Genomic DNA, 26,404 nt, shown 5'->3' with positions numbered 1-26,404 from the left:
TCAAAAAAAATAGATTTGTAGGGCAAAGATCAAATCCAGAAATCCTCATATCATGGCAGATTACAATCACTCCGAGATAGAAAACAAATGGCAGAAGTATTGGCAAGACCAAAGATCATTTGAAGCCCACGTCGACACCTCCAAACCGAAGTTCTATGCACTCGATATGTTTCCTTACCCTTCTGGAGCTGGACTACACGTCGGTCATCCATTAGGCTATATCGCTTCGGACATTATCTCTAGATACAAGCGCAACAAAGGCTTCAACGTACTGCACCCCATGGGATTCGATGCCTTTGGATTGCCTGCGGAGCAGTATGCCATCCAAACCGGACAGCACCCTGCCATCACTACCGAAGAAAACATCGCGCGCTACAAAGAGCAACTCAAGAACATTGGCTTTTCTTTCGATTGGAGCAAAGAAGTACGTACATGTGACGCAGATTACTACAAATGGACACAGTGGATATTCATCCAGCTGTTCAATGCATGGTACGACCAAAGCCAACAAAAAGCTCGGCCGATAGACGATCTCGTAGCGATCTTTGCGTCAGAAGGCAACAAGTCTGTCCAAGCAGCCTGCGACGAGGACACCGTGTCATTCACTGCGGCAGAGTGGAAAGGCTACTCTGAAAAAGAACAACAAGAAACCCTACTCAAATATCGCCTCACCTACCTATCCGAAACTTCGGTCAACTGGTGTGCAGAGCTCGGTACCGTACTGTCCAACGACGAGGTGAAAGACGGCTTCTCAGAGCGCGGCGGACACCCAGTCGTCAAGAAACTCATGAAGCAGTGGAGCATGCGTATCACAGCCTACGCCGAGCGACTACTCGACGGCCTAGATCAACTCGACTGGTCTGAGCCACTCAAAGAAATGCAGCGCAACTGGATTGGGAAATCACAGGGTGCTGAGATGACCATGGATATCGAAGGCCATGATGACAAGATCACGGTATTCACGACACGTATCGATACGGTCTATGGAGTGAGTTTTTTGGTACTCGCACCAGAACTGGATCTTATCAAGAAAATCACAACGGACGAACAAAGAGCAGAGGTAGAAGCCTATGTAGAAGTCGCCAAAAACATCTCCGAGCGTGACCGCATGACCAATGTCAAGAAAGTGTCGGGCGCATTCACGGGAGCGTATGCGATCAATCCATTCAGCGGAGAGAAAATCCCCGTATGGATCGCAGACTATGTACTGGCAGGCTATGGCACAGGTGCTGTAATGGCCGTACCAGGCGGTGACCAAAGAGATTATGACTTTGCGAAGCATTTTGACCTCCCTATCCTACCTGTCTACGAAGGCATGGATGTGAGCAAAGAAGCTGACGCAACCAAAGAAGGCAAAATCATCAACGAAGGCATACTCAAGGGACTGACCTTCCAAGAAGCAACCGATAAAGCCACTGCCTTTCTCGAAGAAAAAGGCATCGGATCAGGCAAGATCAACTACCGCATCCGCAATGCCATCTTCGCAAGACAAAGGTACTGGGGTGAGCCTGTGCCCGTGTACTTCAAGGACGGCATCCCCTACCCTGTAGCGACAGAAGATCTACCGATCGTACTGCCCGAAATCGACAAATACCTGCCTACTGAGGATGGTGATCCACCACTCGCTAGAGCAGAAAACTATACCTATGCACCGAAAGGAGAAAACACAGCCTATCCGCTAGAACTCAGCACCATGCCGGGCTGGGCGGGATCAAGTTGGTACTGGTACCGCTACATGGATGCCAACAACAGTGATGCATTCGTAGACAATGACGTACAAAAATACTGGAAGGATGTAGACCTCTACATCGGTGGTACCGAGCACGCTACGGGGCACTTGCTGTACTCTCGATTCTGGAACAAGTTCTTGTTTGACATGGAATTCGTACAGGAAGAAGAGCCCTTCAAAAAACTCGTCAACCAAGGCATGATCCAAGGGCGATCCAACTTCGTCTATCGCGTAAAAGGCACGAACCAATTCGTCTCCCTCAACAAGCAAAGTGAGTACGATTGTACACCGATGCACGTGGATGTAAGCCTCGTAGACAATGACGTATTGGATACGGATGCCTTCAAAGCATGGAGACCTGATTTGGCGGATGCCGAATTCATACTCGAGGACGGCAAGTATGTCTGCGGCTATGAGGTAGAAAAGATGTCCAAGTCCAAGTACAACGTCGTGAATCCAGACGATATCATCGAGAAGTACGGTGCGGACACACTTCGTATGTACGAGATGTTCCTCGGGCCGCTGGAGCAGTTCAAACCATGGAACACGCACGGAATCGATGGCGTATCGAAGTTCCTCCGCAAGGCATGGAGACTCTTCCATGACGAACAAAACGAATGGAACGTATCGGACGACAAAGCCACGCCTGAGGAACTCAAAATCCTACACAAGGCAATCAAGAAAATCGAGGAAGACATCAACAACCTCTCCCTCAACACGTCGGTGAGTACGCTCATGATAGCCGTCAATGACTTGACCGCTATCAAGTGCAACAAGCGTGAAATTCTCGAGAGCTTGACCGTTATCCTGTCGCCTTTCGCTCCGCACATCAGTGAGGAACTCTGGGAGAAACTCGGACATAGCGAAGGCATCAGTCAAGTGGCATTCCCTGCTTTCGACGAAAGTCTACTGGTAGAGAATAGCCACGAATACCCAGTATCCATCAATGGCAAGGTGAGAACGAAAATCAGCTACCCAGTAGATATGGACAAAGGTGAGATAGAGAAGTCTGTCTTGGCCGATGAGACAGTAGTCAAATGGACCGAGGGCAAAGCACCCAAGAAGGTGATCATCGTCCCTAAGCGAATCATCAACATCGTGCTGTAGAGACACGGAAAAAAACATAACCGAAAAGGGAGAGTCGCTCACAAATGGCTCTCCCTTTTTTTATCTACTCTCCCATACCAAGAGTCAAAAACCTCAGCATTCCTTTCGTAATTCGTTGAAAACCATTGATTTTTAGGCCAATGACAGAGACATGACATCTAAATGTCGGCAAAAAGGCAGAAGGCAAAGGCTAAACTTGCTTCATCATCAAAATTCAAAATCATGAACAATCAATCACTAGCTGATCGACTCAGATACCAGAGAAAAATCAAAGGGTTTTCCCAAGAAGAGCTCTCCAACAAAACGAGTGTCACTGTCCGCACCATCCAACGAATAGAAAACGCTGAGGTCAACCCCCACCTCAATACCATCAAGTTGCTGGCAGTAGCCCTCGAAGTAGAAGTAGGCAACTTGCTCCCCATCGACGATCCCAAAGAAGAAACGGTCAAGAAAAAATGGCTCCTACTGATCCATGCCACTCCTCTCTTAGGCATCTTCATGCCGCTGTTCAATATATTGATACCGCTGTTTCTATGGATCCACAAACGAGAAGACAACCCCATCTACAACACCCACGGTATCAAGGTGATCAACTTTCAGATTACCGCCGCAATACTCGCCGTTCTCTCCTTTGTCAGTCTCGTCACCATCGAAAAATGGGGATTCTTCCTCTTCATCTTGACCGTCCCTATTTGCGTAGGTATAGTGATATGCAACATCATCTATGTCTTACGTGCGGACAAGTGCTATTACCCGTTCTCCCTCCCCTTCTTGAAAATCAAGAAAAGACATACTGCGGATAGCATTGCCTTACTTCTAGTGGCGCTATCTTTTGCTCAGTGTACCCCTGACCATGCGACAATAGAACGCCTCGATGGCAGTACAGTAGCCAAAGACTCTATCACGATGAAAATCAACCAACTCACCGAGGATGCCCAAGTGCAGGGAATGGCTGTCGCCATATTCAACAGCAAACAACCCGTGTATCAACACCTCTCTGGATACAAAGACGCCCCTCAAAAATTAGCCTTGACCGACTCGACCAACATGTATGGCGCTTCGTTGAGTAAGGCCGTATTTAGCGTGCTGGTCATGAAAATGATAGAGGACTCCATCATTGATCTAGACACACCTCTAGAGTCCTATCTACCCAAAAAACTGCACGAATACACCCCGCAAACACGGTGGCACGACGATTTCTCGGATCTAAAGGATGACAGTCTCTACCACCTGATCACTGCACGCATGTGCCTGACACATACCACGAGCTTTGCCAACTCTAGAGGCATGGAATCTGACCATAAATTGAAAACCCATGGCACACCAGGTACCACATACAGCTACAGTGGAGAAGGCTTCATATACCTCCAAGTGGTACTGGAGAAGTTGACCGGCAAAGGGCTAGAGCAGCTCGCACAAGAGATCATATTCCAGCCACTGGGTATGAATAACTCCTCCTACGAATGGAAACCACGGTTTGACAAAGACTTTGCCTATGGCCACCAAACCAATGGCAAAACCTACCCCAAAGACAAAGACAATGAACCCAGAGGCGGCAGCACCTTGGAAACGACCGCAGAGGACTATGTCAAATTTTTAACCGCCGTGTTGAATCAAAAAATCATCCATCCCGCATCCTACGAGGAGATCTTTCGTCCACAGATCAGGATTCGCTCTTTGACTCAGTTTGGTGAAGGCACTGCAACACCTACCGACAAATACGACGACATCAACCTGAGCTATGGGCTGGGATGGGGATACCTAGAGACACCCTACGGCATAGGCCTGTTCAAAGAAGGGCATGGCAATGGATTTCAACACTACTCGATCTTGTTTCCCGAGTCGGGCAAGGGTGTCCTTATCCTGACCAACTCAGACAATGGAGAGAGTATCTTCAAAGAACTGCTGGCCTACACCATGGCAGACACCTATACTCCGTGGGAGTGGGAAAACTACATTCCTTATTCAGACTGAGAATTGATAGAAAGTAATTTAGGAGAGAATAAAACCGCAGGTATTTAAACCTCCTAATCATGGACTGACAAACACATGATTTTAGACAAAAAAAGATAGCCATTCCATGAACAGCTATCTTTTTTACATCTCATTAGCAGGGGACGTCTACCCATACCGTATTAGAAGATGTTCTAATACCGAAAAAGTAAGTATTAGTCGTCACCGCCTGATGACACTTATGATCAGGGGTTTCAAATATTTGCCCGTTAACGGTCTCTTTCCCAAAGAATGGTTTTGCTGCCTCTGAGACAAATGGCATCCCTAGAATTAAAACGACTAATACAAGTGATGAAAATCTTCTTTTTAATGAATACATATTACGTTGGTTTTAGTTAATAATGAAACAAACTAAAACAATGACTTATAGCTAATTACACGCATTGAATATTCGTCCAATTTCAACTACTATTTACCTATCATGAATGTATATCCGACTTGAATCTAAAAGCAACTTTCTAAAAAAGAACACTCGTCATTAACTCCAAACCTTAGGATAGTTTAGTTCCCTATGGCGTCAAGAGCAACTCCTAAAGTCCAGAAACCTTCCTGCAGGCTACAGGAACAAATCCGAGGACTCGGAAAGCTTCTCGCAGGCTGCAAGAAAGTTTTTAGTGTTACTTGCGATACGCCAAGCCCAATTCTAGCCCTCGCAGTTCAGCCAGGCCTTTCATCCTCCCGATGCAGGTATAGCCGGGATAGGTATCTTTCGACAAATCATCCATCATCTGAAACCCGTGATCGGGTCGCATCGGCAAACTCACCTGCCGACGCTGCATGATGTCCAGCAGTCCGTCCACCACCGCGACCATATCGGTATCGGCATAGAGATGCTCCCCTTCTTCGAAGTTACCCTCCGAATCTCTGGCAGTATTGCGCAAGTGTACGAAATGAATGTGTGCCGAAAAGCGGGTCAACATCCCCAAGATATCATTGTCTACCCGTACACCGAGCGAACCCGTACAAAAGCATAGGCCGTTAGCAGGAGAAGGAGCGAAGGACAAGATATCCGCCAAATCCTGCTCTGTACTCACGATCCGAGGCAGCCCCAGTACCGAATACGGCGGGTCATCTGGGTGGATGGCCATTTGGATCCCGCAAGCTTCTGCCGTAGGGATCACGGCTTGGAGAAAGTGCGCCAAGTTCTCCTTGAGCTGTTTCTCATCGATGTGTTCGTAGGATTGGAGAGCGGTGAGGATACCCTCGGGGGTAAAAGCCTCTTTGCTCCCCGGCAGCCCCAGCAGCATGTTATCAAACAGTCTTTTCTTTTGATCCTCAGACATACGTCCAAATTTCTCCTGCGCCTGCTCCTTGTCTGCTATCGAATACTCCTCCGCTGCACCCGGTCGCTGGAGCAACAGCCAATCTACGATGACAAAGTCGATCCATTCGAACCGCAAGGTACGTGTACCGTCTGGGCGCACATGAAACGGATCGGTTCTAAGCCAATCCAGTATCGGCATGAAGTTGTACGTCACGACCTCTATGCCGCAGCGACTCAAATTCTCCAAACTCGTTTTGTAATGGCTGATATGTAGTGCACAGTCTTCTGAGCGCGTCTTGATCGCTTCACTCACTGGCAGGCTCTCTACTACCGACCAGGTCATCCCTGCCTCTGCGACCAAAGCCTTTCGCTCCTCTATCGCTTCCACAGTCCACACCTCTCCCACAGGGATCTGGTGCAGCGCCGTGACCACTCCACTACAGCCTGCCTGTCTGATATCTCTGAGGCTGACCGGGTCTCCAGGACCAAACCACCTCATGGTTTGTTTCATCAAATACATGTTTCTTCTCGGTTACCACTGAGGCTTGATGCCCGGTGCATATGGAAATCTCAAACGCTTGTAATGTGCCAACGACCCCTTTGGCGTCTCTATCTCCGCAGGAAACGGTCGATTGGAAATCGTCTGAAAGTACAGCAAACTTGCATCCTTCCACCATACAGCTTCTTTCTCATGTATGGTCAGGAGCATCTGCACCTCCTCAAAGCGCCGCGCATCGACCTTCCCTTCTAGGCTTTTCCATTGGGACGCAAAACGTCTCACTTCATCGACACCACTTTGATAGTGTAATCCCATTTCGTCCCAAAGCGTCCTGCCCGATTGCATTTCATAGTCCCACGAGACATGGTGAAACCATAGCAGGTATTCTTCAGGGCAGGATTTCAGATTGCCAAACTTCTTGGCGATAGACTTCTGGTACTGAAGCACAGCCCCGCTTCCTTTTGCCGTACGGTCAAACCCTACCCCAAAACTATCTGCACGATGATAATAGACTGGATTCCACTCAGGTCTACCCAGTTCACTCACCCAAGGTCCAGGCCCGTAGTGGTGACCAGTCGCCATGAGGTGATGCAGCCCCAGTGGCGTCATATAATTGACCGCCGCTTCACGCGAATGCATCATGATATCCTTGATAGTCGCATGTACCTGTGGATCGTGATCGAAAGTCATCGCGATCCATTCGTCCGCAATAGCATCAGCACCCAAATCTGGATTCCATGCCAACCGCCCAAAGGCGTACCAGTTGGACTGCCCAAACAAATGCCCCGTCCAGTTGCGGTCTGTGCCTATATTGGCCACACCAGCGATGACACTATGCTCCTGCTCGTTCGATTGCCCCTCTATCACTTCGCTAACAGTCGCTTTCTTGATCCCTATCTGCGCATCCAAACACTCCTCATAGTAGGTCCCTAAGTACACAAGCTGCGTCGCTTGTCCCAGATACTCCTGCGTGATCTGAAACTCCATCGCGAGCCGCGTCTCCTTCATCGCGCTAAACAGCGGATGAAAAGGTTCTCTAGGTTGAAAATCTATCGCACCGTTTTTGACCTGAATCGACACATTGTCATCGAACTGCCCATCCAGCGGCACGAACTGATCATTGGCCTGCATGTGGCGATCGACGGGATTCTCTTCGCTGTAAACAAAGGCTCTCCAGATCACCTGTCCCCCATGAGGCGCGAGAGCCTTGGCGAGCATATTGGCCCCTTCGGCATGGTTGCGGTAATAGTCGTGCGGGCCAGGCTGCCCTTCTGAATTGGCTTTGACCAAGAATCCACCAAAGTCTGGAACGTAACTGTATATCTCCTTTGCTTTGTCAGCCCACCAAGCCGCTACCCCTGGGTCGAGCGGGTCGGAAGTCGCCAACCCACCGATTTCGCTTGGCGCGCTAAATCGCGCCGTGAGGTACATCTTGATACCATAGGGTCTCAGCAGATCCGCCAAGGCCTTTACCTTCTCTAGGTACATGGGAGTCAAAATCAAGGCATTCGAATTGACATTGACAGGTACCATGGCATTGATACCAATCGAGGCGTTGGCACGCGCATACTCGACATAGATGGGGTCGAGGTAGTCCGGTAACCTATGCCAATCCCAAATTGCAAACCCGGCATAGCCACGCTCCGAACTGCGGTCCAAGTTGTCCCAGTGGTTGAGCATACGGGTCTCGATGCGTGGATACTCCACAACATCCAAGCCCACCAGCGACTGCTCAGTCTGGATCAGTCGGAGCAGGTGAAACGTACCGTAGTACAGTCCTATATCCGTATTGGCAGTCAAGAGCAAAAAGGATTTTCCCTCTCGCTGCACTGAGCGAAGCAAAAAACCCTCTGCTCCGATTTGTTCTTTGATTCCCGCATCGATCCCGAGTCCTTTCACCAGCGAATGATCCGTTTTGCAGACCTGAAGCGAATGCTCCAACCCTTCAGCAACCAACTCCTGCTGGTACATGCTCGTTAGTCCGTTTGTCAACTCCTCGTGGATCAGTAGTCCCGTCTCGCTACTCGTATGTACCTCGAAGTGATCGACGGTCTGTAGATATTCGGTCAATACAGCCTCCTGGCTAATGGGAGTATATCTGAGCCACAGCCCGTGTCCATCCTCCGCAGTGCCTACATAACTCCAAAGAACCAAATAGATCAATAGTATTTTTTTCATATGCTTCATAGTCATCCTTATATAAAAACGTCGAACATAAATCACGCTTACGCTCCCTATCACCAACAAAAGAAGAGCAATGCAACAAGAAACACAATCGATTGCGTAAAATAATATAATAGCACTCTCGTCGCAAGAGCCTAGAAACCAATTCTCCCATTACGCTCTAGATCAGCGCAACTCAGTCCCTTCCCAATCCATGAGATTTTTCACTCGTATCGTATTACTTTGACGGAAAGAATTCTTAATCTTGCAACCGCTTTGCCCACGTGCTGAAATTGGTAGACAGGCTAGATTCAGGTTCTAGTGTTCGTATGGACGTGAAGGTTCGACTCCTTTCGTGGGCACCAAATACCCCACTGTAACATGATTACAGTGGGGTATTGTTTTTTATAGAGTTTATTCTTTACAAGATGTAGGTCTATTGATCACATAATGATGGCACTCACTATACACTTCATCTATGAAAATTATCTCATTCCTCCAATATTTGATATTTTAGCCAAAACATCTGATACATGAATTACTACTACCATCCCAACCCTACATCAGACGCTATTCTCAGTGCAGAGGAGTCCGCTCATGCCATCAAGGTATTGAGGAAAAAGGTAGGCGATCAGATTCATATCATGGATGGAGTGGGAGGTAAATATGTTGCAGAAATCACTGAGGCTAATTTCAGGAAGTGCGGATTCCGTATCGTGGAAGAGGAGCATTTGGCTCGATCGCATGCGCAGGTGCATATCGCTATTGCTCCTACTAAAAACATAGACAGACTGGAGTGGTTCGTAGAAAAGGCTTGCGAGTTGGGAACGGCTCAGATATCTATTTTACTCACCAAAAGAACCGAGCGCAAGAAAATAAATCTAGAACGTCTTGAAAAGAAAGCGATTAGCGCGATGAAGCAGTCAAAGAATTTTTGGAAATGTCAGATAGGAGAGTTAACAAACTATGGTAATTTCATCAATAGTTCCTCTCTCCAAACACCGCAGCGCTTCATTGCCTATGTAGAGACGGGCCAAGAAGTCGCGCTGCACAAACTCATCAAACCCAACATAGACACGCTCATTATGATCGGGCCTGAGGGGGACTTCACACCCGAAGAGGTGCAGGCTGCAGAAGCAAAAGGAGCCACCGCCATCCATCTCGGGAATAGCATCCTGCGCACAGAGACAGCAGGTATCATTGCTGCTCATACCTTCAACCTAGCCAACGAACTGTAATCCCCTCCTCCTATAGATAATAGACTATGCGTGGATTTCTATCGGCATTTAGCTTATCATCCATTAGCTTTGCGACTCAATTTTTAATTCTATTAAGATGAAAGCAGAAATTCAAACTTCTAAAGGAGTCATGAAATTAGAGTTCTTCGAAAAGGACGCTCCAAATACAGTTAAAAACTTCACTGATCTAGCTAAAAAAGGCTACTACGATGGATTGACATTTCACCGTGTGATCCCAAATTTTGTCATCCAAGGCGGATGTCCTGATGGCACGGGTGCTGGCGGACCTGGTTACCAAATCGACTGTGAATTAGATGGTGAAAATCAGTACCACGACAGAGGTGTGCTATCTATGGCACATGCTGGAAGAAACACAGGTGGCTCTCAGTTTTTCATCTGCCACAGCAGAGATAATACGGCACACTTAGACAGAAACCACACCGTGTTCGGTAAAGTAGTCGAAGGGTTAGATGTGATCGATGCGATCAAAGAAGGCGATGTGATGGACAAAGTAGTCGTTACCGAAGACTAGTCTCATTCGGATTCTTTTCTAATGATGTGGACAAGCTCATCAGGATTCTCTTTTAATGTATATCCCAATCGGCTAACTTAGTACCGACATCAAAAGATAACCATGAAGAATCTAAAAAGCATATCACTTGGATTTTTGCTGGCAGGTATGGCCTGCCAGCAAAACCCTAAATCTGAAACTACCTCCTCAGATAATTCAACCCCTCTACTCACCAAAGTTTGGGAATCTGATACGCTACTCACCACCAGCGAATCGGTGATCTACCATCCTGAATTAGATGTACTATTCGTATCCTGTATCGGCAACACCCCTCCCGACAACATAGATGGGGACGGTTTCATCGCACAGGTGTCTCCCGAAAACGGTGAAATTCTGAATCTAAAATGGATAAAAGGCCTCTCTGCTCCCAAAGGCATGGGAATAGTAGGCAACAGCCTCTTTGTGGCTGATATCAGTCAAGTCGTCGAAATCGATATCGCTCAGTCCAAAATCATTGGCAGTTACCTTGTCGATGGAGCCAAATTCCTCAATGACATCACGGTCACCGCCGACAGTACAGTATTGATATCTGACTCAGGCACCAACCAAATCTCTCAGATCAAAAACGGCAGGCTCTCACTTTACAAAGAGGGCGAACCACTAGCTGGACCTAATGGACTACTGGTCGATGGTGATGACCTATACATCGCCTCCTTCGGAGGTAGTGGCGCATTCATCCAAATGGACAGAGTCACGCAGCAATCCACAGTTTTGGTTGATTCGATCAGCGGTGGAGATGGTGTTGTCGCTTATGGAGATGACTTTGTCGTATCGACTTGGGCTGGAGAAATCTATCACGTGACCCGAGACGGAACAAAAACACTACTACAAGATACCCGAGAGGCAAAAATCAATGCTGCAGACATTTGGTATAGTCCAGAAAAAGAACTGCTGTTAGTACCAACATTTTTCGCAAATAGCGTAACAGCTTACAAAATCGAAAAGTAATCTTCTGATGCTAGATTTTAGATGATAGGCTCTAGAATTGACCTTGAAGCTAAAATCTAGCACTTATACCAAACTGAGGCTAATAGTTCAGCTCTTTGCTTTGGACGTTGCGAAACATACCTTCTGATTCGTAAAATTTGCCACGCTCGACCATACCGATATATTCGGTCTCTCCTACTCGCCTTTCGTAGACATACGCCTTGTCCAGATAATCCAGCGAATACACATCGAACCCCATAGAAACATCCGAGTCTCGCACTACTAGGACATCAAATAGCATCCCTGTATGAGTCTGATAGTTTTGATCCAGATAGAAATACAGAATATGCCCCTCCTCCGAGACGGGATCGATTTCATGTTCGGTGATCATTTTGGTACTATGATTTTCGAATCGAATTTTCCTCCAGATAAAATATGGAGACCCTTTGCTGGTCAGTAGCTTCCACTTGTACCAGTAAGTCACTTCTATATCCTCATAGCGAAAATTGACCTTGCGATAGTAGAACAGATTGAGCGAATCAATATAATATGCCACGAGTATAAGCCCGATCAACAGGAAGAAGACTAAGCCTCCCAGTAGAAGGCCATCACTCACTTCATTTAGAATGATTTCGGCGAATTGCATGGTTGTGATTATATTATAAGAGAACAAATATCGTCTTCATTTCTGACAAAGAACAGAAATGATTTAGAAGGCATTCAAATAAGACATTTTATCAAAAAATAAAGGCCTTGATATTCGATAAAGATAGACAAGTCCATACTTTTGTTCAAACGAAAAACGCATATGGAATCAGGTGTACATACCACAAAAGAAAAAGCCTTATCTCTTAACCTAAATGAGTCCATCTACGGTTCTCTAGCAGAAATCGGTGCAGGACAAGAGGTCGCTTCCAACTTTTTCAAAGCGGGTGGCGCATCTGGCACTATTGCAAAGACTATGTCGGCCTATGACATGGATTTTTCGGATGCCATCTACGGTGCTACTGAGCGATATGTATGCGAAGAAAAACTCATGAAAATGATCGAAAAAGAGTACGGACTGCTTTCGGTTCGACTCACCAAACGAGCTGAAAACAGCAAGTTTTTTGCGTTTGCAAACACAATCGAAACGATCAACTTCAAAAAAACCAACCAAGGACACGGATGGCTCGGTGTACGGTTCCAGCTAGAACCTAATGCTCCCTACAATGACATTATCATTCACGTGGTACTTAAAGACCCAGAAACCATCTGGCAACAAGAAGTACTGGGTAAAATAGGAGTCAATCTCATCTACGCGTGTTTTAATCACCATACCAATGCGGATCGCATGATGGTCTCCATCGTAGACAACATCAGCGAAGGCAGAGTGGAGATCGATTACTTCAAAGTCTCAGGTCCTAGTTTTAAAAACATCGACAACCGCCTGATGAGTCTAAAACTTGTCAAGTATGGATTGACGCACGCAGCGATGTTTGACAAGCGAGGCAACAACCAACAACCTTCCACTTTCCTCTACAAAAAGAACATATGCGTACTGAGGGGGTACTTCAGACCCGTCACAGTGGTCAGTGAGGACATGATAGAGTCGGCTATTACACAGTTTAAATTAGACCCTACGCTGGATCACGAAAAGCTACTGATCACAACTGAGCTCACACTCAATGACCTAACCCATGATGGTAAAGTAGACGAACAAGACTTCCTCGATAGAGTAGAATTACTCAATTCGCTGGATCACAACGTACTCATCTCTAACTATTCAGAACACTACAAACTAGCCGCCTATCTCTACCAGTTCACCAAAGGCAAGCGCATGTCCTTCGTAGTAGGTACAGAAAATCTACGCAAGATGTTCGACGAATCCTACTACCAGAACCTACAAGGTGGGCTATTAGAATCTTTTAGTCGACTCTTTGGCTCTAATGTCAAGCTGCTCATCTACCCTACTCTCTACCAAGGAAAAATAGAGACGTCTATCAATTTTACACCTCCAAAACATCTTGAGCACCTCTACCTCTACCTGAAGGAGAATAACTTCATTGAGGACATAGTTACTGCCAAGCGTGACATCCAACACATCCAAACCATCGAGGTGCTCCAAAAAATCAAAAGCCAAGACATGAGCTGGGAAGAAAATGTCCCACCCAAAGTCGCCGAACTCATCAAGGAACACGGTATGTTTGGCTATCAGAGCAAATAATCAAACGGATATCACACCGTACATCACGAATATTTCACGGATGATAGTTTTTCATATATCTTCGTGATTTACAAATACAACACAAATGGCCGCAAGAGGAAATTTCAGCAACAGATTGGGTTTTATATTAGCAGCAGCAGGATCCGCAGTGGGTCTTGGTAATATATGGAAGTTCCCATTCGAGGTAGAAGCTGGAGGCGGTGCAGCATTTGTTGTGGTCTATTTGATTTTCTGTTTCACCCTTTGCTTTCCTGTACTAGTCACAGAGATCGCCATTGGCAGAAAGACAGAGAAAAACCCTGCAGGAGCATTTGTCGCTTTGGGATTCCCAAAATGGAAATATCTCGGTGTACTCGGGATCATCAGTGGAATCATCATCCTATCCTTCTACAACGTCGTAGCCGGCTGGGCATTTGGTTACTTTATCGAAATGGCTCAGGGCAATTTTGACATTGGCAATCAGTTCTCCGACTACATCACCAATATATGGAGAATAGCAGTATACGCGATCCTATTCATGGGAGCTACCGCACTCATCGTATCCAAAGGTGTCTCGGGTGGGATAGAAAAAGCTGCTAAGATATTGATGCCTACGCTGATCTTGATGATCCTCGGGATACTGGCATACTCTTTCACACTCCCCAATGCCATGACAGGTATCAAGTACTACCTAGTCCCCGAGTTTTCGGAACTCAACCTGCGCGTAGTAGGTGGTGCTCTGAGACAAGCATTCTTTTCCCTATCACTCGGTATGGGTGCATTGATCACCTATGGCAGTTACCTATCCAAGAAAGAAAACATCGTATCTTCAGCTGCTTCCATCACGCTTTTTGACGTAGGGATAGCCTTTTTTGCAGGTCTTATGTTGTTTCCATTGGTGGCTTATAGTACCGGTGGAGACATGAGCAACATACAAGGAGGTGCAGGACTAATATTCGTTACACTACCTGGTGTCTTCGAATCTTTAGGGCCAGTACTAGGCATAGTGATCGGTTCATTATTCTTTTTGCTACTTTCATTTGCAGCACTGACTTCTACAGTCTCACTGCTAGAGGTACCTGTATCTTACATTGTAGATGAATACAAAGCCAATAGAAACACTGCGGTCATCATCATGGCTGTCATTATATTCGTAGCAGGTATCCCCTCACTATTAGGCAACGGTTACAGCGATATGCTGACTAATTTCATAACCTATGTCGGAGCAGATAGCCCGACAGACTTTATGACATTCTTGGGTCAATTGGCTGATATATTCTTGCTGCTTGGAGGATTCTTAATCGTAACCTTTGCTGCCTATGTCTGGAAGAAAGCCAATCTTCATGAAGAACTCGCTCAAGGACATGAAGGCTACCACCAGTCTTGGGTTAAAACCTTTATCAATATCACGGTGAGCTATCTATGTCCAGCCTTACTAGGTATGCTATTCGTACTAGTCGTTCTCAACAACTTCTTTGGTATCGATATCATCAACTAATATAAGTTTTAAAGAACACTGCTTCACACATTACTCTGATTTGACTTAGATGGAAAATCAGAGCCTCAATTTTCTGCTAGGAAAACAACATTTAGTTGGTTAACTCTATAGAAACAACCATATAGAAGCTGGATTACCAATCAACTACACAAAGACTACCCCACCATATCACCTATTAACCTGAGTCGATTTCAACCTTCATTAACCCCTTGTCGGAAATGCATCAATCATACTTTGTCTTCAAGCCAGATAGACCATATCTCCGGTAGATAAATAGCCCCCCCTCTTTTTCATTATCAATGAAAGAAGCTAAAAGGCTAGAAACCTATAAACGCGCTACCGCTCAAACAGTATAATTTTCAAACCCCTTGAATAAAGTATATAGAGCATGATTCATTTTTAATCGAACTCAGGTTAAAAGGTAGATGAGCATGAGACATAAGCTATATACCATTTTGTATTTAGATATATATCATTTTATGATTAGATATATACCGTTTTGTATTTAGATATATATCTTTTTGTTGTAAGATGCTGTAGAGTCATACAGCATCACCTTACATCTATACCCTCTTGTGCCCAATTACTAACCTGAGTTAGATGCTAAATAACAGTTACCTTGAAGGTCAAGGCTATCTTAGTAAATTCTCCAAGAGTTTATAATGGCAGACAAAAAAGCATCAAATTTTTATCTAAATACTAGTATCCTATTGAGGTTGGTAGAAGCTAAAGCGAGATGCTCTAAAGTGCATCGTTTTAACGCCTACTGTGACCAATAAACCATAAGACAAAACCACATTCTAGACCTTGATGGGGGATGGCCTGATTACTCAGGTTATTAAAAAGAGTTACGATTACCCCCTGCACTTCATTGTGCTTTTACGAAGTGGGGAATTATCGAGTCAGAAAGATAGGCCATACCTCAGGAATCAACACCCGAATCCTACTCCTGCTCAACTAGTCCTTCTGCTTTGACCAAAGTATGAGCCCAGCGTTCTATCCAATCAGCGCTGCGGCATATCTAAACAGCTCCTCCGTTTAAGGTGCGCTTTTCTAACCAATGTCAATTATATTAGCCTAATCAAACTACCTGAGAATGAAAATCATCGAATGCCCACGTGATGCCATGCAAGGCTTGCATGGATTTGTCCCTACCGAACAGAAAATAGAATATATCAACCAACTCTTACGTGTGGGTTTTGACACCATTGATTTTGGGAGTTTTGTCTCTCCCAGGGCTATCCCTCAGATGCGAGACACCAAAGAAGTGCTAAGTTCACTAGACCTCAAGCACACCAAAACCAAATTGCTCGCTATCATCGCCAATACCAGAGGAGCGCATGAGGCAGCAGAATTCGATACGGTTGACTACTTAGGCTTCCCGCTATCTCTATCAGAGACGTTTCAGCAACGCAATACCAAAAAAAGCATAGCCCAAGCACTAGAAGAACTGACGATCATCCAAGACATCTGCAAAGAACATAACAAAACACTTGTAACCTACCTATCGATGGGTTTTGGCAACCCCTATGGAGACTCTTATGAAGCAAGTGATGTTATAGATATGATCGAAAAACTCAAAAAACTAGACGTACAGATCATCTCTCTTGCCGATACGGTAGGGCTCGCTACGCCAGAACTGATCAAAACGACGTTTCGTGCCGTGACGGAGCAGTTTCCTGATACGGAGTTTGGGGCGCACCTGCACTCAGATCTGGATTCGGCAATCGATAAAGTGGAGGCTGCATACAAAGCGGGGTGCACTCGGTTCGATGGTGCAATCAATGGTTTCGGAGGTTGCCCGATGGCAGAAGACAAGCTAGTCGGCAACATCGCTACCGAAACTATACTCGATTATTTCGAAGACAAAGGCGTATCCGTCAACTATGACGGCAAAGCCATTAACCAAGCCATCAACATGGCTCCAGGTCTCTTCCTAGGTAAATGATCAAATCCGCTGGATTAGACGGTATTGTTTACCCGGCAAGGATTCAATTAAACCTGAAAACTCCAGGTTCAAAAGCATCGTCACGACTTGATTGATCGTTAGCTGTGTCTTCCAACACAATTCATCAAGATGTACTCCTTTCTTAAATTCGCTTAACACTGTGAGTATACGCTGCTCCTCTGACGTAAAAGTTGACAAATCAAGCACTGCCTTAGGTTTTTCTTTATCTCCAGGAGTCCAATTCATATTATACTCGATATCCCTGATATCCGTGTAGATCAATGCCCTTTGGGCTCGTAGCAAGGCATTGCATCCCTCAGAGTAGGTACTACCTAATTCCCCTGGCACAGCAAACACCTCACGATTGTATGAGTAAGCAATGTTTGCAGAGATCAATGCGCCACCTTTCGCTGCGGCCTCTACTACGATCAAGGCGTCACACATCCCAGCGATGATGCGATTGCGGGCAGGAAAATGATGCGGATCTGGCTTAGTCCCTGGTGGATGTTCTGTCAATAGCCCCCCATTTACTTGCATATCATTGGCAACACCTTTGTGCGCTGCGGGGTAAATCATATCTAATCCTCCTGCCAATACACCTATGGTTGACAGGTCACTTTTCAAGGCAGCTTTATGAGCAGCTATATCTATCCCGTAGGCCAGTCCGCTTAAAATCAGTGCATCATGTGCTTTCAATCCCTCTACGATTCTGGCAGTAGTCTGGCGTCCATATTGGGTAACATTCCGTGTTCCGACTATGCCAATTATTTTTCTTTGATTGTAATTCTGAGTTCCCTTATAGTATAGTACCAAAGGCGCATCATTCACCATTTTCAGTTTATCGGGATAGGCAGCGTGATAATAGGGAATTATTTGAATGGCTTGCTTTTCACAGGCTGCTACACACTTTTCTGCAGCTGATAATGCATCCTTATTAAGCAACATTTCAGCGACTTTGGGCCCTATTCCAGGTATCTTGAGTAAGCGCCCTTTGGGCAAATTAAAAACAGCCTGCGCCGATCCACAATAACTAACAAGTTGCTTCGCCAGCACATCACCAACACCTGTGGTCAGCTTAAGCGCTAGTATATATACATAATCTTTTTCCACTTACTTCGAATACATTAATGTTCAAACACATTATGGTTTGGGCACAGTGATTCACTGTGCTCTTTGTGAAGCATCAAACTTCACCCATAACTATTCTAATAATTAATTTTTCTGTAAGCCGTCTTTTAGCTGTGAGAGGAATTGACGAATTCCCTTTAGTGATTCTATCATTTCTATTTTGTCAGTTGCTGCGCTGACATCACTTTTGATAAAATCTCGCGCACCGTGCAGTGTATATCCTTTGACCTTTACCAAATGATATATTAGCTTGATCTTCTTAATGTCATCAATCGTAAACTGCCTGTTCCCTTTGCGGTTCTTCTTCGGACTAATGATATCAAACTCGGTTTCCCAAAACCTAATCAAGGAAGTAGCCACACCTAAGTCATCAGCGACTTCTCCGATGGTGTAGTATCTTTTTTCTATTTGTTTCTCTTTGTAAGGCACAGTTTTCAGTTGTCAATATAGGTAATTAAACCTGAATCTTCAATCTTCAATTTGCTTTCAGGAAAATCTTTTTCGGTCAAACTTTTCACCAATTTAATGGCACGATTATTCAAATCAAACTTAGGTCCTCCAGCGCCTGGCTGATAAATAGGTATGAGCTGACCTTGTATAAATCGACCTGTACCATCTGTCTGAATTTTGACTATGGGTGCTACCCCCTTCACACCACTTAGATTAAACCTACCATAGGTACAAAAGTTACCCATACTGTAAATAATAAATCGATTTTTGTATAAATCTACTGCTCGTGTCACATGAGGTCCATGTCCAAAGATCACATCTGCTCCTTCGTCTATCATCATCCGGGCAAACTCATACACATTGCCCCTATCCTCGCCATAATAGTACTCAGAGGTGCGTGTTACATGCTGATGTTCTTTACCTTCTGCTCCCGCATGAAAAGAAACAATCACCACATCCACCATAGAGTCCAACTGAGCCACCAGCTTCCTCGCTTGTTCATGATGATGGATCAATATCGTACCTTTATTGGGAGAGAAGGCCACCATCCCATACTTCATCCCATCACGTTCAAAGATAGTATATGGTGCATTTATTAGCCCTGCATAATTGATCCCCAAAGTATCCAACGAACGCATAGTACTCTGGCGACCTGCATCCCCAAAATCTCCTGCATGGTTATTCGCCAGACTCACTACATCAAACCCAGCATCCGTGAGATTAGAAAGCATAGAAACTGGCGATCGAAACAGATAACAGACCTTAGGGTTATTACACTTCTTTTGATCTCCACCTTCATCCAAAATAACGCCTTCTAAATTACCAAAAGTCACGTCAGCTTGCTGCAAGGTGTCAGACACTTCAGACCATAGATCTCTACCGTTATTCGGTGGTAGATAGCCCTTCTCTGGAAAATTAGTCCCCATCATAATATCCCCTACACCTATGATCGTCAACGTATCCTTCAGTACACGATGGATTTCAACATCAACCTCTTCGTCTAATGACATAAGGGTATCTTGCTGCGCGGTGATGTAATAAACGGGTTCTTGAACCACCGTATCCATCACTACGGTATCTTGAGGTACAGTCATGTCCGACTGTGGCATATGACGCTGAGTCTTACACCCTGCGAGCCACATCGCCAAAACACCTACCACCAAGATTTTCTTCATGATTCAAAATTATACCGCAATTCGAAAAGAGTCGACATGTCAACGGTCAAGTTTTCCACAATAGCCAATAAAAAACCCTGACACTTACAGCACCAGGGTTCAATAACTTGAATCATACAACGCTTAATAAGAACCCAAAGCTTGGTTCTCTATCGCAGCTAACCGGAGAATCTCTTCGTATTCTGCAGCATTCAAATCCTTATAAAAGAAGTGAACTGGATTAATCTTCTTTCCATCTTTACTCACTTCATAGTGCAAGTGTGGCGCAGTAGATTTTCCTGAATCTCCCACATAACCTATACACTCACCTCTTTTAACTTTCTGTCCTTTCTCTACATTGAATTTGCTCATGTGTGCATATTTAGTCACATAACCATATCCATGATCGATCTCTATTTGCTTCCCATACCCACCAAAACTAGAATGCACTCGGCTTACCACTCCATCACCAGTCGTATAAATAGGAGTCCCTTTGGGTGCTGAAAAATCCACTCCCCAGTGCATCTTTCTCGTTTTCAATATAGGATCGGTTCTATACCCAAAACCTGATGAAAAACGCTTTAATTCTTTATTTGACACAGGTTGTATCGCTGGTAGCGAAGCAAAGAATGCTTCCTTGTTACTAGCCATTTCTATGAGTTCATCGTAAGACTTGGTCTGGATGTACATCTGTTTTTTGAGCTTATCTATTTTGGTATACGCCTCCAACAATAAATCTTCTCTCTCTAGCCCCTTTTCCGAAACTTCTTTGTATCGATCAGTTCCACCCACACCCGCATTTCGGATAGAAGAAGGAATCGGCTCAGCCTCGAAAATCACACGATAAACGTTATCATCACGCTCTTGTAAGGAGGTCAGCATTTGTGACGCATCTGCCATCTCGTCCTGCAAGCGCTCATAGTAATAGGCCAACTCCTCGTTCTCCTTCTCTAACTGTGCTACTACAGGGGATTTAAAATACTTATTGTAGACAATAAACATCCCTACGGACAACATCACCGAAAGTGATAAAAATCCTAGCGCATTTAATATGATATCCCAGGTGGACACCTTGACACGTTCATATTTGCATGATTCCGTGTCGTAATAGTATTTTATTCTAGCCATATTAAATCAGAATATCTAACTTTGTGCTTCGTTTTTGATTGGTAGTCAATATTTTCGCTTACGGCTTAAATGATTCGTAAATATAACCGCAATTTAATACAATTTTAAAACTAAAAGAAAATCAGCCTTTACAAGGTCTGATCGAGGAAAAGTATAGATGGAGTCGAAAGAGATTAGACAGCGTTTTTTAGAATTTTTTAAGAGAAAACAACATGAAATAGTTGCCTCTGCCCCCCTAGTCATACACAATGACCCTACCTTGATGTTTACCAATGCGGGGATGAATCAGTTCAAAGATTTCTTTTTGGGCAATGCAGACCCCTCCTCAAAACGTATCGCAGACACCCAAAAATGTCTGCGTGTCTCTGGCAAACATAATGATCTCGAAGAAGTAGGACTCGACACCTATCATCATACAATGTTCGAGATGCTGGGTAACTGGTCTTTTGGTGACTACTTCAAAAAAGAAGCAATCGAATGGGCATGGGAATTATTGACAGAAGAGTTTCAGCTCCCGAAAGACCGACTCTATGCATCAGTATTTGGAGGAGACGAAGGAGACAATATGCCTTTGGATCAAGATGCCTTAAACCTCTGGAAAAGCATCATCCCTGAAGACCGAATTGTCTACGGCAACAAAAAAGACAACTTCTGGGAAATGGGAGAAACAGGACCTTGTGGTCCTTGTTCCGAAATTCACATTGACTTACGTCCTGAAACAGAAGTGGAAAAAATCCCTGGAAAAGACTTGGTCAATATGGATCACCCTCAGGTGGTAGAAATATGGAATCTGGTCTTTATGCAGTTTAACCGCATGGCCAATGGGTCGCTGGTCAAACTACCTGCACAACATGTCGATACAGGAATGGGTTTTGAGCGTCTCGCAATGGCCATCCAAAAAAAGACCTCCAACTATGACACAGATGTCTTCTCTCCGCTGATCAATTTCATCGCAAACAAAGCAAGTGTAGACTATGGCAAAGACGAAAAAACAGACATCGCGCTACGCGTGATTTCGGATCACATTCGTGCGATTGCCTTCACAATAGCAGATGGCCAACTCCCCTCTAACAACAAAGCTGGATATGTTATCCGACGTATATTAAGAAGAGCCGTACGTTATGGTTATACCTTCTTGGACTTCAAAGAACCGTTCCTATATCAATTGCTCCCTGTACTGGCAGGTCAGTTCGATGGTGTGTTTCCTGAGTTAATCTCTCAGCAGGATTTCATTGCTAAGGTGATTAGAGAAGAAGAAACTTCTTTCCTCCGAACGCTGGACAAGGGGCTCACTAAGCTAGACGTCATCACAAAACAAGCGGAATCAGGCAGCAAGATTATAGAAGGGAAAATAGTTTTCGAACTATACGACACCTATGGGTTTCCATTTGACCTTACCTCCCTGATCGCCAGAGAGAATGGACTGAGTGTGGACGAAGAAGGATTCAAAAACGAAATGCAGGTACAGAAGAGCCGCTCTAAAAAAGACGCTGCTACTGCAAAAGGTGACTGGATAGAAGTAAAACACATAGATGAGGTGACCTTCCTAGGATATGACGCTGTGACCTCTTCCGCTCAGATATCAAAGTACAGAGAAGTAGAAGAGAAAGGCAAAACACTCTACCACATCGTACTAGACCAAACACCATTCTATGCTGAGAGTGGCGGACAAGTAGGTGATACAGGATATCTAGCAGATGGCAACCAAAAGACGACCATCATAGACACAAAAAAAGAAAACAATTTGATCATCCACTTTGCGAAGGAGCTACCCAAAAACCTCGAAGCGAATTTCGAAGCAGTAGTCAACGTAAGCAAACGTCAATTGACCGAAAACAACCACAGCGCAACCCACCTACTACATGCTGCACTGAGACAGGTATTGGGCACACATGTACAACAAAAAGGGTCTTTGGTCAATGACAAAACCTTGCGATTTGATTTCTCGCATTTCTCTAAAATGACAGATGAAGAAATCCTCGAAGTAGAGAAAATCGTGAACCAAAAAATCAGAGAAAATATTCAGCTCAATGAGCAACGCAACGTACCAATTGAGGAAGCCAAAAACCTCGGTGCAATGGCGCTCTTTGGAGAGAAATATGGGGATTTTGTTCGTGTCATTACATTTGACAAAAACTACTCCGTAGAACTCTGCGGGGGTACACATGTGCCTGCCACGGGCAACATTGGGCAATTCAAGATCATCTCTGAAGGATCCGTAGCTGCTGGTGTACGCCGTATCGAAGCACTCACTGCAGAAGCTGCTGAAAACTACCAACTCAAGCAAAACGAAGTATTACAACAAGTCAACGAACTACTCAACAATCCTAAAGACACCGTCAAGGCAATCGAGGCATTGGTAAAAGAGAAACTCGAACTGACCAAAGAGATCGAAGAAGTCAACCTTGAAAAAGGCAAACAGCAGAAAATTCTACTACAGCAAAAAGTTCAGGCTGTCAATGGATTCAACCTTCTCATAGAACAAACGGAGCTACCCAATGCAGATGCACTGAAAAAATTAGCTTTCGAATTTAAAAATGAAGTAGAGAACCTTATCATGGTTATTGCTGCTAATATTGCGGGCAAGCCGCAGATAGCCGTGATGATTTCGGACAATCTCGTCAAGGAGCATGCACTTCATGCAGGCAATATGGTGAGAGAGCTTGCCAAGGAAATCAAAGGCGGTGGTGGTGGTCAGCCATTTTTCGCAACTGCTGGTGGCAAGGAAATCAATGGGCTGCCACAGGCTGTGACCAAAGCAAAAGAATTAATCGAAAGTATGACCAGTCATTCATAAGGTTTGAAAGAAAAATCATCTAAATACGAATTAGTAGTAGGTCTAGAAGTACACGTACAACTCGCCACAGAAAGCAAGCTGTTCGCTTCGGACAAAAACAGTTTTGGGGATGCTCCCAACACCAACGTGAGTCCAATTACATTGGCTCATCCTGGTACGCTCCCAAAACCTAATAAAAAAGCCATAGAGTACGCTATCAAAATGGGGCTGGCCTGCAATTGCGAGATTGCCAAGGTGACTAGTTTTGATCGCAAAAACTACTTCTATCCAGACCTACCTAAAGGCTATCAAACCACTCAGGACAACCAGCCCATCTGTATCGGTGGCTACTTGGATGTAAAAAGCGGTGAAAGCATGAGACGCATTGACTTCAACAGGATACATGTAGAAGAGGACGCAGGCAAATCAATGCATGATGCAGCGCACCAAGGCACGCTGTTGGATTACAATCGTGCTGGAACGCCACTCATAGAAATGGTCACAGAGCCCGTCATCAGTACAGCCGAAGAGGCTGGCAACCTCATCACCGAAATCCGAAGAATAGTCAGATTCTTAGGCGTTGGAGATGGCAATATGGAAGAAGGATCACTCAGATGTGATGCCAACATTTCTCTCCGACCAAAAGGAACGCAAACGCTAGGACAGAAAGTAGAAATCAAGAACATGAATTCTATCCGAAACGTACAGAGAGCCATCCAGCATGAGGTCACGAGACAATCGCACCTTTTGGATCAGGGAAAAACGATCAAACAAGAGACCAGAGGGTTTGACGATGCGACGGGCAAAACTACCTCACAACGTAGCAAGGAAGAAGCAAATGACTACCGCTACTTCCCATGTCCCGACCTACTACCTATCAAGATATCTGATAGCTATCTCACAGAGATCAAGGCTATGATGCCAAAACTCCCCGCTGAGATCGTCAAAGAACTGCAAGAAAAATTTAATCTAACAGAGTATGATGCTGACATCATCGCAGAGAGCGAAGATCGTGCGGACTATTTCTTTCATACTGCCAAAATCTGTTCTCATTACAAAAAGATCGCGAACTGGATGATAGGCCCTATCCACAACTACTTAGCAGAACACAACCAGAGTTTAGCCCAATTCAGTATTACTCCTGAAAAACTCCACGACTTGATCGATTTGGTAGAAAGTGGGAAACTGAACTACAGCACGGCCTCTACCAAGGTTTTTCTAGATATGATTGCCAATCCTGACAAATCGGCCAGCGAAACTGCCAAAGACCTAGCGCTCTTTCAGGACAATGACGAGTCTGGACTTCAAAAAATAGTGGATGAAGTACTTGAGGGTATGCCCGACAAGGTCGCAGCATTCAAGAAAGGTAAAAAAGGACTGATGGGGCTATTCGTAGGAGAAGTCATGAAAAAGTCTCGTGGCAAAGCCAATCCACAGATCACAACTAAACTACTCAACGAAACGCTCAGCAAGTAACAAACCCTTTTCACATCACTACGTTGTGAAAGTAAAAAAACACACAATGAAAAACACGTTTTATACAGTACTCATCAGCCTAGTCATATTTTCATGTTCGGAGAAGAAAGAGGGTGCCAGCATCTCTGGCACTTACGAAAATCCGATTACTGATGAATTAGTCAAATTGGAACTTATCAAAAACAATGAATTAGCCGTTATAGATTCATTCTACATAGATAAATCTGGAAAATTCTCTAGTACTGTCCTCTTAGATGAGCCCTCATTTTTGCGTTTAAACTTCTACAACAAGCACATCGTGAATATGGTGCTAGACAATGATGACGAAGTAACCCTCCTCAAATCGGAAGATGACATAGATCAACCCTACCGAATCAAAGGATCAAAAGATACTGACTACATCTACGTCCTCACCGACTTGAAAAAGGATTTTGAAAATAAAATCCAAGGTCTCAATGAGGAATTCATGACTGCTCGCAACGAAAATGACATAGAAGCACTAGAAGCTATCAAGGCTGAATTCATGGAAATGCAAGCAGCCAGCACGCAAGATATCAAAAAAGAAATATGGAAGATGGACAACTCGATCGCTGGACTCCTAGCAACCTCTTTCTTGGACGAGGAAAATGAGTTTAGCTTCCTAGATAGCCTAGCGAAAAAATACAACGAACAACTGCCTAACTCGAGCTATACCATCAGCCTACAAAATCGCGTCAATGACATGAGAAACTTGGCTATCGGGTCAGAAGCACCTGAAATAAGCCTACCAAATCCAGATGGAGACATTGTTAAGTTGAGCTCTTTTAGAGGCAACTACGTCATGATAGACTTTTGGGCTGCATGGTGTAGACCTTGTAGAATGGAAAACCCTAATGTACTCAGAATGTACAACACCTATCATGACAAAGGGTTTGAAATCCTAGGTGTTTCTCTGGATAGAAAAAAAGATGCTTGGGTAGAAGCCATAGAAAAAGATCAATTGCCTTGGGCACACGTTTCGGATCTGAAATACTTTCAGTCAGAAGCTGCAGCTACCTACCAAATCAACGCCATACCAGCCACCTTTTTGATAGGACCTGATGGAAAAATAGTAGCTAAAAACCTACGAGGGCCAGCACTAGAAGCCAAGCTGAAAGAAATCTTCGGATAA

General features: G+C 44.7%; 18 protein-coding genes and 1 tRNA gene. 12 read left to right on the top strand and 7 right to left on the bottom strand.

Features of this window, described 5'->3' with window-relative positions:
* The first annotated feature begins 52 nt into the window (after nucleotides 1–52).
* Together leuS and BGP76_RS20460 are read left to right on the top strand one after the other, a co-directional pair.
* Nucleotides 53–2,836, top strand: coding sequence for a leucine--tRNA ligase (gene leuS / locus BGP76_RS02480; protein WP_119843476.1), 2,784 nt, complete (start codon nucleotides 53–55; stop codon nucleotides 2,834–2,836).
* Between the two features lie 222 nt (nucleotides 2,837–3,058).
* The gene (locus BGP76_RS20460) at nucleotides 3,059–4,810 is read left to right on the top strand and encodes a serine hydrolase (protein WP_119844309.1); all 1,752 of its coding nucleotides are present in this window, start codon (nucleotides 3,059–3,061) and stop codon (nucleotides 4,808–4,810) included.
* Nucleotides 4,811–5,466: 656 nt separating this feature from the next.
* On the opposite strand, the gene uxuA is transcribed toward BGP76_RS20460, so the two are convergent.
* Both uxuA and BGP76_RS02465 read right to left on the bottom strand, forming a co-directional pair.
* Nucleotides 5,467–6,624, bottom strand: coding sequence for a mannonate dehydratase (gene uxuA / locus BGP76_RS02470; RefSeq protein WP_216010664.1), 1,158 nt, complete (start codon nucleotides 6,622–6,624; stop codon nucleotides 5,467–5,469).
* Nucleotides 6,625–6,645: 21 nt separating this feature from the next.
* Nucleotides 6,646–8,790 carry an alpha-glucuronidase family glycosyl hydrolase gene (locus tag BGP76_RS02465; RefSeq protein WP_119843474.1) on the bottom strand — a complete coding sequence of 715 codons (2,145 nt, stop codon included), beginning with the start codon at nucleotides 8,788–8,790 and terminating at the stop codon, nucleotides 6,646–6,648.
* Nucleotides 8,791–9,053: 263 nt separating this feature from the next.
* Here BGP76_RS02465 and BGP76_RS02460 point away from each other — a divergent pair.
* The 4 genes from BGP76_RS02460 to BGP76_RS02445 all read left to right on the top strand — a co-directional run bounded on the left by BGP76_RS02460 (nucleotide 9,054) and on the right by BGP76_RS02445 (nucleotide 11,532).
* Nucleotides 9,054–9,140, top strand: a tRNA-Leu gene (locus BGP76_RS02460).
* A gap of 168 nt (nucleotides 9,141–9,308) precedes the next feature.
* A complete protein-coding gene (locus tag BGP76_RS02455; RefSeq protein WP_119843473.1) occupies nucleotides 9,309–10,013 on the top strand; it encodes a 16S rRNA (uracil(1498)-N(3))-methyltransferase in 705 nt (234 codons plus the stop codon).
* Nucleotides 10,014–10,110: 97 nt separating this feature from the next.
* A complete protein-coding gene (locus BGP76_RS02450; RefSeq protein ID WP_073119608.1) occupies nucleotides 10,111–10,545 on the top strand; it encodes a peptidylprolyl isomerase in 435 nt (144 codons plus the stop codon).
* 102 nt (nucleotides 10,546–10,647) lie between these two features.
* On the top strand, nucleotides 10,648–11,532 hold the full coding sequence (locus tag BGP76_RS02445; RefSeq protein WP_147407349.1) for a hypothetical protein: 885 nt from the start codon (nucleotides 10,648–10,650) through the stop codon (nucleotides 11,530–11,532).
* A 79-nt stretch (nucleotides 11,533–11,611) separates the two neighbouring features.
* Here the strand turns inward: BGP76_RS02445 and BGP76_RS02440 are convergent, their stop codons facing one another.
* A complete protein-coding gene (locus BGP76_RS02440; RefSeq protein ID WP_073119612.1) occupies nucleotides 11,612–12,157 on the bottom strand; it encodes a hypothetical protein in 546 nt (181 codons plus the stop codon).
* Between the two features lie 162 nt (nucleotides 12,158–12,319).
* On the opposite strand from BGP76_RS02440, the gene BGP76_RS02435 reads away from it, so the two are divergent.
* From BGP76_RS02435 to BGP76_RS02425, 3 genes are all read left to right on the top strand, one after another.
* Nucleotides 12,320–13,717, top strand: a complete 1,398-nt coding sequence (locus BGP76_RS02435; protein ID WP_119843471.1) for a TonB-dependent receptor — start codon at nucleotides 12,320–12,322, stop codon at nucleotides 13,715–13,717.
* Between the two features lie 85 nt (nucleotides 13,718–13,802).
* On the top strand, nucleotides 13,803–15,194 hold the full coding sequence (locus tag BGP76_RS02430) for a sodium-dependent transporter (protein WP_119843470.1): 1,392 nt from the start codon (nucleotides 13,803–13,805) through the stop codon (nucleotides 15,192–15,194).
* Nucleotides 15,195–16,290: 1,096 nt separating this feature from the next.
* The gene (locus BGP76_RS02425; protein ID WP_119843469.1) at nucleotides 16,291–17,142 is read left to right on the top strand and encodes a hydroxymethylglutaryl-CoA lyase; all 852 of its coding nucleotides are present in this window, start codon (nucleotides 16,291–16,293) and stop codon (nucleotides 17,140–17,142) included.
* Here BGP76_RS02425 and dprA read toward each other — a convergent pair whose 3' ends face one another.
* From dprA to BGP76_RS02405, 4 genes are all read right to left on the bottom strand, one after another.
* A complete protein-coding gene (gene dprA / locus BGP76_RS02420; protein ID WP_119843468.1) occupies nucleotides 17,143–18,252 on the bottom strand; it encodes a DNA-processing protein DprA in 1,110 nt (369 codons plus the stop codon).
* A 102-nt stretch (nucleotides 18,253–18,354) separates the two neighbouring features.
* Nucleotides 18,355–18,699, bottom strand: coding sequence for a MerR family transcriptional regulator (locus BGP76_RS02415; protein ID WP_073119620.1), 345 nt, complete (start codon nucleotides 18,697–18,699; stop codon nucleotides 18,355–18,357).
* Nucleotides 18,700–18,704: 5 nt separating this feature from the next.
* Complete coding sequence (locus BGP76_RS02410; RefSeq protein WP_073119622.1) at nucleotides 18,705–19,895, bottom strand: CapA family protein; 1,191 nt, start codon at nucleotides 19,893–19,895, stop codon at nucleotides 18,705–18,707.
* Nucleotides 19,896–20,018: 123 nt separating this feature from the next.
* The gene (locus BGP76_RS02405) at nucleotides 20,019–21,002 is read right to left on the bottom strand and encodes a M23 family metallopeptidase (protein ID WP_119843467.1); all 984 of its coding nucleotides are present in this window, start codon (nucleotides 21,000–21,002) and stop codon (nucleotides 20,019–20,021) included.
* 157 nt (nucleotides 21,003–21,159) lie between these two features.
* On the opposite strand from BGP76_RS02405, the gene alaS reads away from it, so the two are divergent.
* The 3 genes from alaS to BGP76_RS02390 are packed head-to-tail and all read left to right on the top strand — an operon-like array spanning nucleotide 21,160 to nucleotide 26,404.
* A complete protein-coding gene (gene alaS / locus BGP76_RS02400; RefSeq protein WP_119843466.1) occupies nucleotides 21,160–23,799 on the top strand; it encodes an alanine--tRNA ligase in 2,640 nt (879 codons plus the stop codon).
* Nucleotides 23,800–23,802: 3 nt separating this feature from the next.
* On the top strand, nucleotides 23,803–25,254 hold the full coding sequence (gene gatB, locus BGP76_RS02395) for an Asp-tRNA(Asn)/Glu-tRNA(Gln) amidotransferase subunit GatB (RefSeq protein WP_119843465.1): 1,452 nt from the start codon (nucleotides 23,803–23,805) through the stop codon (nucleotides 25,252–25,254).
* A 46-nt stretch (nucleotides 25,255–25,300) separates the two neighbouring features.
* Nucleotides 25,301–26,404, top strand: coding sequence for a peroxiredoxin (locus tag BGP76_RS02390; protein ID WP_119843464.1), 1,104 nt, complete (start codon nucleotides 25,301–25,303; stop codon nucleotides 26,402–26,404).

The sequence above is a fragment of the Reichenbachiella sp. MSK19-1 genome (assembly GCF_003590315.1).
Classification (GTDB): Bacteria; Bacteroidota; Bacteroidia; order Cytophagales; family Cyclobacteriaceae; genus Reichenbachiella; species Reichenbachiella agariperforans.
Note: the sequence above shows the minus strand (reverse complement) of the source record. Positions and strands in the feature narration are given on the sequence as shown.

Coding starts and splice junctions, on each gene's coding strand:
- leuS (WP_119843476.1), top strand. CDS start 53: ATGGCAGATTACAATCACTCCGAGATAGAAAACAAATGGCAGAAGTAT.
- BGP76_RS20460 (WP_119844309.1), top strand. CDS start 3,059: ATGAACAATCAATCACTAGCTGATCGACTCAGATACCAGAGAAAAATC.
- uxuA (WP_216010664.1), bottom strand. CDS start 6,624: ATGAAACAAACCATGAGGTGGTTTGGTCCTGGAGACCCGGTCAGCCTC.
- BGP76_RS02465 (WP_119843474.1), bottom strand. CDS start 8,790: ATGAAAAAAATACTATTGATCTATTTGGTTCTTTGGAGTTATGTAGGC.
- BGP76_RS02455 (WP_119843473.1), top strand. CDS start 9,309: ATGAATTACTACTACCATCCCAACCCTACATCAGACGCTATTCTCAGT.
- BGP76_RS02450 (WP_073119608.1), top strand. CDS start 10,111: ATGAAAGCAGAAATTCAAACTTCTAAAGGAGTCATGAAATTAGAGTTC.
- BGP76_RS02445 (WP_147407349.1), top strand. CDS start 10,648: ATGAAGAATCTAAAAAGCATATCACTTGGATTTTTGCTGGCAGGTATG.
- BGP76_RS02440 (WP_073119612.1), bottom strand. CDS start 12,157: ATGCAATTCGCCGAAATCATTCTAAATGAAGTGAGTGATGGCCTTCTA.
- BGP76_RS02435 (WP_119843471.1), top strand. CDS start 12,320: ATGGAATCAGGTGTACATACCACAAAAGAAAAAGCCTTATCTCTTAAC.
- BGP76_RS02430 (WP_119843470.1), top strand. CDS start 13,803: ATGGCCGCAAGAGGAAATTTCAGCAACAGATTGGGTTTTATATTAGCA.
- BGP76_RS02425 (WP_119843469.1), top strand. CDS start 16,291: ATGAAAATCATCGAATGCCCACGTGATGCCATGCAAGGCTTGCATGGA.
- BGP76_RS02410 (WP_073119622.1), bottom strand. CDS start 19,895: ATGAAGAAAATCTTGGTGGTAGGTGTTTTGGCGATGTGGCTCGCAGGG.
- BGP76_RS02405 (WP_119843467.1), bottom strand. CDS start 21,002: ATGGCTAGAATAAAATACTATTACGACACGGAATCATGCAAATATGAA.
- alaS (WP_119843466.1), top strand. CDS start 21,160: ATGGAGTCGAAAGAGATTAGACAGCGTTTTTTAGAATTTTTTAAGAGA.
- BGP76_RS02390 (WP_119843464.1), top strand. CDS start 25,301: ATGAAAAACACGTTTTATACAGTACTCATCAGCCTAGTCATATTTTCA.